This is a genomic window from Pleurocapsa sp. PCC 7319 (assembly GCF_000332195.1).
Classification (GTDB): domain Bacteria; phylum Cyanobacteriota; class Cyanobacteriia; order Cyanobacteriales; family Xenococcaceae; genus Waterburya.
Genome location: NZ_KB235922.1, coordinates 3,106,665 through 3,119,961, shown reverse-complemented (window position 1 = coordinate 3,119,961; position 13,297 = coordinate 3,106,665). Strand labels below are relative to the sequence as shown.

General features: G+C 38.0%; 7 protein-coding genes and 1 pseudogene. 4 read left to right on the top strand and 4 right to left on the bottom strand.

The genetic code is table 11. The features are described from left to right. The first annotated feature begins 188 nt into the window (after positions 1–188). Both PLEUR7319_RS0118090 and PLEUR7319_RS35905 read left to right on the top strand, forming a co-directional pair. Positions 189–1,733, top strand: a complete 1,545-nt coding sequence (locus PLEUR7319_RS0118090) for a Ppx/GppA phosphatase family protein (protein ID WP_019506638.1) — start codon at positions 189–191, stop codon at positions 1,731–1,733. 73 nt (positions 1,734–1,806) lie between these two features. Beyond that, positions 1,807–1,998 carry a hypothetical protein gene (locus tag PLEUR7319_RS35905; protein ID WP_019506637.1) on the top strand — a complete coding sequence of 64 codons (192 nt, stop codon included), beginning with the start codon at positions 1,807–1,809 and terminating at the stop codon, positions 1,996–1,998. A 664-nt stretch (positions 1,999–2,662) separates the two neighbouring features. On the opposite strand, the gene PLEUR7319_RS0118080 is transcribed toward PLEUR7319_RS35905, so the two are convergent. Both PLEUR7319_RS0118080 and PLEUR7319_RS43565 read right to left on the bottom strand, forming a co-directional pair. Beyond that, on the bottom strand, positions 2,663–6,592 hold the full coding sequence (locus PLEUR7319_RS0118080; protein WP_019506636.1) for a hypothetical protein: 3,930 nt from the start codon (positions 6,590–6,592) through the stop codon (positions 2,663–2,665). Positions 6,593–7,361: 769 nt separating this feature from the next. Continuing rightward, positions 7,362–7,514: pseudogene (locus PLEUR7319_RS43565) on the bottom strand (AAA-like domain-containing protein); the annotation flags it as partial. 376 nt (positions 7,515–7,890) lie between these two features. Between PLEUR7319_RS43565 and PLEUR7319_RS0118075 the strand changes: the two are divergent. Beyond that, positions 7,891–8,820, top strand: coding sequence for a bestrophin family protein (locus PLEUR7319_RS0118075; protein ID WP_019506635.1), 930 nt, complete (start codon positions 7,891–7,893; stop codon positions 8,818–8,820). On the opposite strand, the gene PLEUR7319_RS0118070 is transcribed toward PLEUR7319_RS0118075, so the two are convergent. Further along, entirely contained in the window at positions 8,804–9,016 is a 213-nt protein-coding gene (locus PLEUR7319_RS0118070) for a hypothetical protein (RefSeq protein WP_144054335.1), read from the bottom strand. The genes PLEUR7319_RS0118075 and PLEUR7319_RS0118070 overlap by 17 nt on opposite strands. A 229-nt stretch (positions 9,017–9,245) precedes the next feature. Between PLEUR7319_RS0118070 and PLEUR7319_RS0118065 the strand changes: the two genes are divergently transcribed. Beyond that, a complete protein-coding gene (locus PLEUR7319_RS0118065) occupies positions 9,246–11,969 on the top strand; it encodes a CHASE2 domain-containing protein (RefSeq protein ID WP_019506634.1) in 2,724 nt (907 codons plus the stop codon). Between the two features lie 448 nt (positions 11,970–12,417). Here PLEUR7319_RS0118065 and PLEUR7319_RS0118060 read toward each other — a convergent pair whose 3' ends face one another. Beyond that, a complete protein-coding gene (locus PLEUR7319_RS0118060) occupies positions 12,418–13,215 on the bottom strand; it encodes a DUF928 domain-containing protein (RefSeq protein WP_158441851.1) in 798 nt (265 codons plus the stop codon). Between the last annotated feature and the right edge of the window lie 82 nt (positions 13,216–13,297).

Sequence of the window (13,297 nt, the reverse complement as noted above, 5' to 3'; positions counted from 1 at the left end):
CGGTGGGTCAAAAGTTAGAAATAGTGTCCCAGAGTAGAGGAAGCGGAAGAGACAGCCTATCAAAGAATACTAACCCTAAAGGACATCTTCAGATAACCGCGGGCAGTCGGCGCATAATTATTAAAAGAGAGAAGTACAAATAAGAAATAATATATTCACTAACAATATAATTAACCCAGTTTTTTTCGATGAAGTTAGCAGCGATTGATATAGGTACTAATTCTATTCACATGATAGTGGTAGAGGTGAATAACAAAAAGAGCTTTGATATCATTAATCGCGAAAAAGAGATGGCAAAATTAGGAGCTGGGGTATTTGCTTCTAATTACATTAGCGATCGCGCTTTTAAAATTGGTTTAGAAACGATTAGTCGTTATGTTCAACTTGCAGATAGTTTAGGAGTGGACGAAATTATCACCGCTGCCACTAGTGCTATCCGTGAGGCACGCAACGGGGAAGATTTTTTAAATCAAGTGGTAGCTCAAACTGGACTTACTCCCAGAATGATCTCAGGACAAGAAGAGGCTCGATTAATTTTTTTAGCTGTCCGTAATTCCATTGCCTTAGAGTCAGATAAAGCTTTAGTTTTAGATATTGGTGGTGGGAGTACCGAAGCAGTTTTAGGCGATCGCTCTAAGATATTCTTCAAAGATAGTATGCCTCTTGGAGTTCTGCGTTTATTAGATATGTTTGAAGATCGAGGTACTGTTGGTACTGAAGGAAAGGGTGTTCTAGAGGCTCATATTCGCTTTGTCGGTAAACAAATTTTTAAACAGATACACGATCTTGGCTTTGATCGAGTAATTGGCACATCGGGCACAATTCGGACTATGGGAGAGGCCGCCCACGTAGCTGCTGGTGGGGAATCATGGCAATCAGTCAATGCTGAAGTTGTACAGCTAAAAGATATTGATAAATTGACCCAGAAATTGCTCGACATGAAACCAGAAGAACGGGCAGAAGTTAAAGAAATAAGCGATAAACGTGCTGATGCCATTCATTTGGGAGGAGTGCTGCTGGTCCAGTTATTAGAAATGGCAGGAGTGAAAGAGATTACTCTTTGTGATGCTTCCTTAAGGGAAGGAATGATATTAGACTACATACAACGTCATTCTAATGAAGTATCTGTATTACCCGAAACCCCAAGTTTACGACACCGTAAAGCAGCAAATTTGGTTTATAAATATGAATCAGATTGGGACGAAAACTGTCATGTCGCCAAATTAGCCTTACAGATATTTGACCAAATTCAAAAGCTACATCAATACGGCGATTTTGAACGAGAAGTCTTAGAGTTTGCTGCGTTACTTCATGACATCGGACAGTTTATTTCCTTTCGCCAACATCATAAAAATTCGCGTTATATTCTCAAACAAACCGATCCTAGAGGATTTAATGATGAAGAGATGCTGTTGATTAAGCACTTAGTTCGTTACCACTGCAAAGCAAAACCAACTAAAAGACATAAAAAGTTTAGAAATCTCTCTAAACAACATCGTCAAATCATTCAAATGTTGTCAGGAATTCTCAGAATTGCAGTAGCTTTAAACAAAACTAAAAATCGCCGAGTTGAACGGATTGATTGTCAGGTATCAACAGAAAAGCTAGTAATAACCGTTACGGGTGCTGATAATTTAGAAGTAGAAATTTGGTCAGCTCGTAACAGTCGTCAGGTTCTAGCTGAAGCATTAAAACGTGAGGTTAAAATTAAGCCAACTTATGCTGACGATTGATTAAAGACTAAACTTGGTCTAAATGATCGTGTTATTCACCGATCAACCTCAGTTGTTCTTAAGATTCCACTCTATGAACCATCAACAAATTATCTTCAATGCCGAATTGATCGATAATGAAATCAGGATTAAGCTTACTGCCGACAATGACCATCAGAATCTAGCGATCGCAGCAGCGAGTAAATTGTTTGCCTCGTTAGAAAAAGTCGGGATAGAAATGAACAGAAAAAATTTAGCATCCCCCGCGAGAAGCCCGACACCATAACCCCAAGGATGCAGGGTTTGGTGTCGGGATGGCAATAGCTTTAAGCGGGGTTCCCCCGCCAACGCTTTGCCGCATGAATCGTGGGCTGGCATTTTGTTTATAACTGGTTAAGTTGATATTCATGTAATCTTTATGTAGCCAGGGTTTCAGTTGTTGTAAGATAGTTCTAGAGCGTATGAATGGGATGCCAATATCCGAACATCGGTAGTAAAACAAAAAACTAAAATTGGCAGCACCTTGAAAATCAAACATATAGGGTTATAGCTAAGAAATAGTCTCGATTGGAGACTCGGTAGCTGTGTAAAATGTTTGCCGTAATAAGCGCAAAAATGCGGTCTTGGGGGTTTCCCCCATAAGCAATTTTTGTAAGAAGGAGACATTCTAAAAACTGTACGCACGGACTATGCGGAACGGAAACTGCCTGGGCAATCGATCTGTCGGGGGTGTGATTTTTTTCATATCTAGATAAGTGGTGCAAGATCTTGAAAGAGAAAACAACCAGGAAAACCTAGTCGTGAGTCTAGGGAAGCCCAGACTGTATTGCGAAGCAATCAGTGTGGGAGGAGGTCACAGAAAGATTGGCACCTAGAATCTTGATTTTGCTGGAAATTTTAGGTAACAGGCAGGAAAATTTATTACCTATTACCTAAAATCTAATTATCATTTAGCTTCCAGGTAGCTGCTGGGGTTGGACAGGGGAAATTCGCTCTTGACCCAAAGTTGCCGTCATGGGTGTAAAACGGCTGGGTTGAACACAGGGTGCGTTATCTAGTTCGTCTTTAAGTTTGGTTGCAAAGGACTCAAACATATCTGATAGAGTTTGGCGATCGCTCAAGCACCCCTGTAAGGCGGTTAGTTGTTCCAACGTCCAATTATAAAGCTGAGTATCTCCCTGTTCGATGCGCAAATATAGCTGAGTTTCAAATTGTCCCAGACGGGAGTAGAAGTTATTAACCTCGCCTTTAATAGTCTCCATATCGATAAAGAATTGCTGTTTCTTAATATCGGATAAGACCGTAGTTTTGATTGAGTCGGTGTAGTTTTGGTTCAGCTCATTTTTGACAATGGAGGTGACATCATCGCGGAAGTTGAGAATTTTGTTTTCTAATTTGACATCAATGCGATCGTCTACATTATTAATGACGTTATTAACTACTACCTGAACGCTATTGTCAGTCTTGTCAGTAACTGCGGTATTGATACGTCTGTCTATGTCAGCTTGTAATTGATTAACTACCAAGTTTTTAATATTCTGAGTTCTAGCTTCTAGCTTGGAGTCAACGTTAGAATTAACCCGCTTTTCTAGATCCCCCTGTAACTTTTTGGTTATGGAGTTATCAATTTCTAAGGTTTGGTCTGCCAGTTTGAGATTTACTACCGCATCAATGCGTTTATCAACATCCGCCTGTAGCTGCTGAATGACTAAGTTTTTAATATTTGGCGTTTGGTCTGTAACTTTAAGATTTACTACCGCATCAATGCGTTTGTCCATATCAGCTTGTAGCTGTTTGATTACCTGGTTATTAATATCCTGTGCCTGGTTTTCTACTTTGAGATTAACAGTAGTATTAATCCGCCGCTCCATTTCATCTTGTAGCTGATTAACAACCAAGTTGTTGATTTCTTCAGCTTGATTATCTACTTTAAGATTAACTATTGTACTGATGCGCTTGTCGATATCACCCTGTAGCTGTTCAACTACTTGGTTCTTGATTTGAGAAGCGCGATCGCTAATCTTTAAATTCACTACCGACTCTACACGTTTGTCGATATCATCCTGTAATTGCTGAATGACTTGGTTTTTAATTGCGGTAGAGCGATCGCTAATTCTTGAGTTAACCTGTTCTTCTACCATCGTCATCATTCTGGTATCGATTAGTTCGTTAAGACGACTATCGAAGTAACCAGACCAAGCCTGGAAGTTTTGATTAAAGCTGACTTCCATCTGTTGAGTGATGGACTTCATCATAAACTCTAACCGTGCGACTTGGATCGCTAAGTCTTTAGCTTGAGTTTGATAGCCCTTAAGAATCCACTTTTCTAAATTATCCCAGTAGTAAGCCTCTTTCTTTTCATCCTGTTCGTCGGTTACTGTTACGGAAGTTTCAATCTTGGCTGCCATTTGCTGCCACATCTGTTCCATTTGAGCTTCATCAAAGCGGAAGTTGAAGCTAGTACCATTGCCGACTTTAACCTGTTGTGAGGTTTTCCCACTATTAGTTGCTGAAACGCTAGTGGTTTGAGTTTCTCGTTTCGTAGTACTACTTCCCCCAGAAGCGGTAACAGTTACTCGTTCACTGCTTTGAATATTTCCTCCCCCAGAGGAGGTAACGGTTATGCGTTCTCCACTTATGGTATCTTCAACGTTTGCTGTAACCTTTTGCTGCTGATATTTCTGAGCTATTTCTTCTGCGTTGATATTTTCAATAGCAATAATAATTTGTCCTTCATTGTCTTCGTTGAAAGTATCGAAAAATAAGCCTGATAAAGTAGTTTTGGTTTTTACTTCTAAAATAAATTCGTCTTTCAAACCATTTAAAGAACACCAAGTTTCACTAGTTTCTACTCCAGTTAGTTGAGTGATAAATGAACCTGCCTTGATCCAGATCAATGCCCAGGGTTCTAACTTAAATTTCTTTTGGTCAGACCAATAGCTAGCATTACCTTCCCGTATCTTGACTCGATAGTTACCAGGTTCTAGTTCAATAAAGTTTTGTTCCCACTGTTTGAGACTTGATAGATATTGTTCGTTAAGTATGTAGCTATGATCTCGACTATTAACCGTTAGTTCTCGAACTTGAGATGATTCGTCCTTAATCGTCAATTTAACTGAACCGCTATTATCTCGATTACTTTGGTTAAAGAACAAAGCACACAATACAGCCTGCTGTTTGACTTCTAACTGTAATTTTTGATTGTATCCATTGAGAGTTGTCCAGGTAGCACCAGTTTCAACACCTGTTCCCCGATTGATAAAAGTACTGCCCTCACTGCCATAAATCCATAACAATACAAAAGGTTCTCCCTCAGTCTCATTCTTGCTATAGCTATAACGACCATCAATAATCTGAATTTCAAAGTTGCCTCGATCTAGGATCATCTTGCTAGCGACATTTTCCTGTAGCTCGTTCATGCCGTTGGGATCGATCACATAACAGTTATTTTTAGTATCGATAGTTAATAGCTGCATATTTTCCTCCACTGCGCTTTGAGATTGATTAGGATTAATTTGGGGAACAGTTTTTGTCTTTGCTGTAGTTGGTTGATATACGGTCATACCCGCCCAACGACCAACAGGATTGGTTTTGGTCACGACGATCCCTTTCCCTGTCCTCGTATCAATTCGAAGCAGTTGACCATCTTTGCCCAAATTAAAAAAGTTACCCGTTACGCCATAGAGAACATCGTCAATAAATTCCATGCTGGCAAGATCGGGGAAACCAATATCGCCAATGACACTAACTTCTCCACTGTCTAAATTGCAGCTTGCTAGTTGTTTCTTTTTATCAGTGCCGATCAGGGTAATGTAAGCTTTTCCCGAACTATCAAAAGCAACTTCGCCACAACCCCGTTTATCTTTGCTTACCGTTACAGCAGGTTGACCTTTACCCGTTTCTAAAGCGATCGCAATTAGTTGTTTAGCTGCTGAGGCATATAAAGTTTCACGCTGAGTGTTATATGCCAACCCCACAACATCAAAGCCAATATCACCGACTACTGTAGTTTTTCCTGTAGCACGCTCTATTTTGACTAGCTGAGTATTCTTTTTGCCTTGCTGTAGTCCGTATAGCTGCGAACCAACAAAAGCTAGATCGTAGACATTAGTTGCAATTGAGCCGACTAAATCTGCTTTACCTATTTGTAGATTTAAAGTGTAGAGATTACTCGCTTTGCCAGCAACAAAATCTTGAATATATACTGTGCCAGATTGAAGGTTCACAATATCTGTGTTCACAGTGCGACTGCCACAGATGACTTGTTCCAAAACTGCGCTAAAACCTTTGAGGGTATCTTGGTCTGTAAAAGCCTGTCCTCCAGTGTCGGTAGCAAGTCTGGCGTATTCAGAGGTAATACCTTGGCGATGCTTGCTTTTAGAAGTACCAAAATAAGTATAAACCTTAACTTCTTGGGCTTGAGCTTTTTGAATGGCAACATTGGCTGATTCAATGTCTGCCCGTTCAGTTTTCGCTCCACCTCCTTCAAGTGCTTCGTCGCCCAGATAAAAAATAGCTTTTGCGGCATCTTGACGCCAGTTAAAATAATCGACAAGATCGGCAACGGCTCTTGCCCCATCTTCTTGCGCTCCAGCCGACTTTAATTCACCCCGCTTTCTACTCCTAAAGTCAGACTCAGAAACTTTACACTCCTCGGTTAAATAACTTCTAACCGTTCGATTGAATAGTGTTCCTTTCCAAATTCCCTCAATACCAAGCCAAGTCACTTTTAAATTTGACGGACAGCTAGATTTAGCCGTGTTAATTGCTGCCTCTGCTGCTTTACTCAAAGCTTGGGCTTCATCTTTCATAGAGGGACTAGTATCGATTACGATAACCAAATCGACGCTAGGAATATTACTTAAAGACTGATTATTCATTTTTTGGGACTTTCTTGGTTTAAAAAAGGAGAAAATATTTCTAGGCATAAAACACATAGCCATCAAAAGAAAAGCTATTTTTGTCTTTAGCAAATAGCTTAAAACTACGTTGGTCTAATTAGAATTAGATCTACACTTTATTGGTAGTTTCAGTAGATAAAAACTTCAAATATTTCAGCATAACTTGTTTGTCGATATTAAGGTATATCTAACGTTAAAGACCTTAGAATACGATGAAACTTGAATTAGAATGTACCAAATACAAGTTTTCCTCTAATAAAATAAGTTGACTTTTATTTTGTATTTGAATTTTGGCTACTCGGATAAATGTCATATAGATTAACCTTACTACTTTGAGAGCTTATTCTAAATGATAATTACTTTTTTCTTAACTTAACTTCAAATCTTATTCGTAAACCATACAAAAATGGTTAGAAAACTTACTTTATGACTTTTTGGTAGAAAGTAATTTATGATTTTTATATTTTTATCAGGATTTCAAATGGTATTAAAGAGCTGAATATTTTATAAATAGTAGATTTGAGAGAATTGTCTTAAAAATAAGTTGTCAAACAGATGTTTTGTCTGTTTTGTTATCTAGATTACATTCGAGAAAAGGTAATCTAGATAACAAAAAAATAGTGATTATTTCCTCAAACTATACCAATTTCCCAAAGATGCTAAATTGCTTTAAGCTATATTTTTTATGATTTTTAAAAGCTTTCTCGATTCAGAATGGTTTGTTTAACTAGTTTTTTACCACCTAAGCTTAATTTTTTTCATTTAAAACTTCGCGAAAATAAAGACGATAAAGTTCACAACTGGGTTGAGCTAAGAAACCATCCAATGATATAAGTCCGATACTTTCTAACTTATACGCTACCAAAGTATCTATTCTTACGGGTTCGTTACTATTAACTATTAACTATTAACTAATCGATACATTGCAGACATTAATTGATTATCCTTCTTCTCCCATTGTTCTAAATCCTGATATGATAGGCGATCGCCAGATAGTTATAACCAAGAATCTTCTTTTCTATTTCGGCATCTTTATTAGCTACCTGTTGCCAAAGCTGAGCGGCTTCAGAATATTGTCCGCGATCATAATATTGTTTGCCCGTATTTGTAAGGAATTCTTAGTCCAATACTATTGCCCCATTTCCTTAACTTGATTTCAATGTGCCTATACTTGAAATAATTATATAATTATACATTGTATAATTAAAAAGCTATTTGCGATCGCTTTGACCTGCGACTAAATAGTTACCACATTATTCGTTTTAATTAAGGAAAAAATGTCTTCTGGTAGAGAAAAATGGTTTACATGGATTAAATTGGCAATAGATTTACGCAGTTCGGTTATTCCTGCAATTTGGAGAAGAGTAGTTGCGACTATGATATTTGCAGCGATCGTTACTGTAGCTTATTATGAAGGATTTTCAGTCAATCAGCCAATTATTAATAGTTTGATTCCGACTATTGTTTTAGGGTTATTAATTGTTTTTAGAACTAACACAGCCTATGACAGATATTGGGAAGGACGTAAGCTTTTCGGTAGTTTGATTAATAATAGTAGAATCTTATCTAGAAATATTTGGTTCATAATTCCAGATAAAACTCAAGAGCAACAGCAAGAGAAAATTACTCAAGTTAGATTGGTTTTTAGCTTAATTGTAGCAATCAAAACTCACTTAAGAAAAGAATATTTGAATCCAGAGCTTAGTAATTTACTAACCGATCAACAGTATTTAGAACTAAAAAATGTTACTCATATACCTTTGAGAATGATTAACTGGTTAGCCGCATATTTTAGCGACCTTTATTATCAAAAAGGTCTGATCAACGACCGATTTTTTGATTTGTTGAATAAATCTTTAGATCTTATTGCAGGGGATATGATTGGTTGCGAGCGAATTTTAAATACACCTCTGCCAAAAGCTTACTCCATTCACTTGAGACACTTATTATTAATCTACTGTTTGGGCTTACCTTTTTCCTACGTTTCCGATTTAGGCTGGGGAGCAATTCCTGCAGTTGGTTTGGTTAGTTTTGCTTTATTAGGGGTAGAAGAAATCGGTATTGAAATTGAAAACCCTTTTGGTAGAGACCCTAACGATTTGCCTTTAGACGATCTATGTAAAATACTTCACGGAAATATAGAACAATTAATTCAATATGGAACTGATGTGGAAAAAACCGATCCAACTTTTATCTATGACAATTGAAATTTTTCTGCCCAATATGCGGCTCGTTGTTTGAACTGGCGATAGTACGGTTGTCTAAAATATTTAGCGATAAGCCTAACGGCATGGCTACGCTACGCCCTGCTTGAAAAGTTAGATTACTATTAGTCAGGCTAGTAATATCATCATCAATGGTAATATCGTTATCTGCTTGCAACACCACATCGCTATTTACCAATGCTGAGAAATTGATGCCCCGCTAATTGTTTCACCTTGTAGAGTTCGTTGTGGCAATATTATGCTTCAAGTCACAACAAACACCTGAAAAAACACCTGAAAAAACACCTGAATTTTTCCCCTAGTATTGACTAAAGAGTAACTGTATAATTAATAGACTGAAGCCAAACGATAGACTGAAGCCAAATTACAGTGAACAGCAATAATTTAACCCATTACTAAATATTTTGATGAAGGAGCATAAAACTATATTCTCTTATCAAATTGGAGGAAGTTTAGCTAGTAAATCTCCCAGCTACATAGAACGAAAAGCCGACCAAGAATTAGATCGAGCTTTAAGACAAGGAGAATTTTGCTATGTTTTAAACTCACGACAAATGGGAAAATCTAGTTTGCGTGTGCGAGCAATGGAGAAATTACAAGCAGAAAAGACTGTTTGTATTTTTATTGACTTGACGGGTATGGGAACCCAAGATTTGACTCCGGAAAAGTGGTACGCAGGAATTGTCCGTTCGCTAGTTAGTGGTTCTCAACTGAAGTTTAATTGGCGTAAATGGTGGCGAGAAAAAAGAGATTTATTCAGTCCTTTACAGAGATTAAGTTTATTTATTGAGGAAGTTTTATTAGTAGAAATTACAGAAAAAATTGTTATTTTTATTGATGAAATAGACCGAGTTCTTAGCCAAAAATTTTCTCTAGATGATTTTTTCGCTTTAATGCATAGCTGCTATCAAAAGCGTCAAGTTAATCCACATTATCATCGTCTTACTTTTACTCTTTTAGGAGTAGCAGCACCTAGAGATTTAATTAGCGATAAAACTCAATCTCCATTTGATATTGGTAAAGCAATAATCTTACAAGGTTTTAAATTAGAAGAAGCTTTACCTTTGACATCGGGGTTAATGAATAAGGTTACTTATCCTGAACAAATATTAGCAGATATTTTGTATTGGACAGGAGGACAACCTTTTTTAACTCAAAAATTATGCCAATTAGTTGTAGAAAAAGGGAATAGTGAAGAAAACAACATCGTAGCTAATATCGTTGATAAATATATTGTTACTGATTGGGATACCCAAGATGAACCAGAACATCTTCGTACCATACGCGATCGCCTATGCTATCGAAATTCATCAGCAACTATTCGTTTACTAGGTCTATATCGAGAGGTATTACAACAGGGAAAAATTCGGGTTAATAATAACCCCGAGCAGATAGAACTACGTTTATCGGGTTTAGTTGTCGAAAGACATGGGAACTTGGAAGCTAATAATCCGATTTATACCAAAGTATTTAATTTAGCTTGGGTTGACAATCAATTAGCACAACTACGTCCCTACAGCAAAGAGATCGCGAATTGGATGACCAGCAATAATTGCGATCCAACTTATTTACTCAAAGGGAAAGATTTGCAAGATGCTTTATCTTGGTCGTTGGGTAAAAGTCTTGGCGATATAGACTATCAGTTTTTGGTTGCTAGTCAAAACTTAGCCAAACAGAAGACAGAAGATACTTTAACAGCAGTAAAAGCAGCTAGTAAATTATTAGCAAGAGCGAGAAAAAAAGCGCGACATAGAGTATATCAACAACGCTTAGACATTTCCTGGCTAGCATTAATTGCTTCGGGAGTAACAGCATTGATCTTACTATTACGTTCTACGGGAATTTTACAAACTTGGGAATGGAATGCACTCGATCTCTTTTTTGGTTGGCGACTTACAGATCACCAGGAACCTCAAATCGCAGTAGTTACGATTGATGATCAAGATATTGCAGATATTAATCAATGGCCCATTCCCGACAGTGTCTTTGCAAAAGCCATTAAAAATTTAAAAGCGCATCAACCAAGTGCGATCGCCTTAGATGTCTATCGCGATATACCAGTTCCAGATTTATCCAATTGCGATGATTCAGGAAATCGAGAATTACTCCAAATCTTTAACTCTACTCCCAATCTGTTTGCCGTCGAAAAAGTAATCGGAGATCCTGGTATTTCTCCCCCCAAAGATTTTAAGCAAGAACAAGTTGGCTTTGCCGATCAAATTACAGATGGTGATGGTAGAGTACGCCGGGCGTTATTATCTTTGGGAACCGATAATGACAAGGTGCGTTTAAGTTTGGGTGCTCAATTAGCCCTACATTATTTAGGAGAGCGAGACATCCATCCAGACCCTATAGACGAAGATCCTATTCGCTATGGTTTAGGAAAAGCTATCTTTAAACGATTTGAGAGTAATGATGGAGGATATGTGCGTACAGATAATGGGGGAACTCAAATATTACTCAATTTTTGGGGAACACAAGCTAATTTTAAACAGTATTCTTTAACAGAAGTGCTAAACGGCAAAATAGCTCCCCAAGACCTTCAAAATCGCTTAATTTTTATTGGTACTACTGCTGAAAGTATCAAAGATGTCTTTGATACACCCTATAGTAATAATCAAGGTTGGTTTCGTTCTCCAGAGAAAATGCCTGGGGTTTTTATTCATGCTAATGTCGCCAGTCAAATAATTGATGCTGCGCTCGGTAAGCGCCCATTACTTCGCACCCATAACAAACTCTCAGAATCTCTCTGGATTCTCTTGTGGGGAATCATTGGGGTTATTATTTTTTGGCGTTGGCAATCGACGCTCGCAATTTCTGGTTATGTTTGCTTAACCACCATCATATTGATTATTACTTGTTATCTAGCATTTCTATCAGGCTGGTGGCTTCCTCTAGTGCCTTCAATACTGACACTAATTATGACAGTAATTATGGCGATCACACTGAGAAATCAACAACGCGATCGCCAAAAGTTTCAACTTACCTTAGCATTTCTGTTAGCAGAACATCGTGAGCGACCTATTGTCAGTAGAATTGCTCTAGAACATCTCAAGCAATCAGAAAATAAAGACAATTCAGACCTAATAGAACAAGAGATAAAACAATTACCATTTAATAAAGGGGTTTAAACCCCCTTCATTGATGACGATTGAAAGGGTAAAGCGGCAGAGCCGCAGCTATAAGCTGTAAGCTGTAAGCTGTAAGCCAATTAGAAGAGGCTTTAACCTCTCCTAATTGTAGACCACCAAACTTCGTTTGCTGGGGGCATTAAACCCGATAGCTATAAGCCCTTCGGGTACTCTTCGAGAAGGCTCCGCCAACGACAGTTTCTTTAAGCGGGACAAAGGCCAGGCGTATGGCCGCATCGTACCCCGCCAATATGCGGAGCGGTATCCCTTTAGGGACGAACTGTCTCACTGTTAGCCGTTTACCAAGCGTAAACTTTAGAGCTTAAAGCTTAAGGCTTAGAGCTTAAAGCTTTTTAAGGTAAAAGTTAAGGGGGAAAGGATTAATTTTTTTCCCTTTTCCCTTTTCCCTTTAACCTACTCTTCACCGTTTATTTATGATGGTGAGGAGTCAAGGTAAAGACGATCCCTGAATCCTGCCTAAAATTGGTTGATTAGCAATTTTACCTAAACCAGCAGATTTTAGATATTGAGTCCAAAGATTGTTCCAATTACTTAAAGACGATTTTTTTTCGGATATCAACATATCTAGCGAATCATACCAAATTCCCTTTTTTGCATATATGTTCGCCTTTTCTAGCATACTGTTTGCCGATAATGAAGAATCAGTCACTGGAGATTCCTCAGCAACACGCTTAATCCCAGCAGTAACAAATGGATCATTAGGATTAGCTCTGTTACCGCAAACTAACACTACCGCCCATTGATACTGTTTGCCAATTTCTAAAGCAGGAGCATCATCTAATAATCTAATCCCCAAAATCCCAGTTTTTCCTGTCAAACTAATCGACTGTTGCCAATGAGGGTTAGCACCTTTTTCTTTAATACTCAAAATTGCCTTTTTTGCTGAAGTTTTGGGTAAATAAACCCAAAAAGTAGGACGTTCGGCTACTGTTAACCCAAAGCGATCGGGTACAATAGGAGTTAGTTGAAGGCGATCGCGTTCGGACTTTTGTTGTTGAGATACTAAACGATCTTCAGAACATCTTGCATCTTGACGTGAAGCCGCTGCATCGGTCTTTTCTGGGCGTTCTTCTCCAGATGGAGGTTGAAATAAGATCGGAGCATTGATATTTTCTATCTCGCCTTCTGCGAGACATTTCGAGATCGCTACTAATGTTAATGAAAAGCTTAATAAACTTACAAAAGCGATCGAGCCTAAATTATTGTTTGATTTTTTTAAAGACATATTTTTTTTAAAGAGCTTCATTTTTTTGCTTATAATCTTTGTCAATATTTTTCTTCGTATCTGTGGGAATAGATAATTTTCT

Excerpts from the sequence above, each read along its gene's own strand:
- PLEUR7319_RS0118090 (WP_019506638.1), top strand. The coding sequence starts at position 189 with ATGAAGTTAGCAGCGATTGATATAGGTACTAATTCTATTCACATGATA.
- PLEUR7319_RS35905 (WP_019506637.1), top strand. The coding sequence starts at position 1,807 with ATGAACCATCAACAAATTATCTTCAATGCCGAATTGATCGATAATGAA.
- PLEUR7319_RS0118080 (WP_019506636.1), bottom strand. The coding sequence starts at position 6,592 with ATGAATAATCAGTCTTTAAGTAATATTCCTAGCGTCGATTTGGTTATC.
- PLEUR7319_RS0118075 (WP_019506635.1), top strand. The coding sequence starts at position 7,891 with ATGTCTTCTGGTAGAGAAAAATGGTTTACATGGATTAAATTGGCAATA.
- PLEUR7319_RS0118065 (WP_019506634.1), top strand. The coding sequence starts at position 9,246 with ATGAAGGAGCATAAAACTATATTCTCTTATCAAATTGGAGGAAGTTTA.
- PLEUR7319_RS0118060 (WP_158441851.1), bottom strand. The coding sequence starts at position 13,215 with ATGTCTTTAAAAAAATCAAACAATAATTTAGGCTCGATCGCTTTTGTA.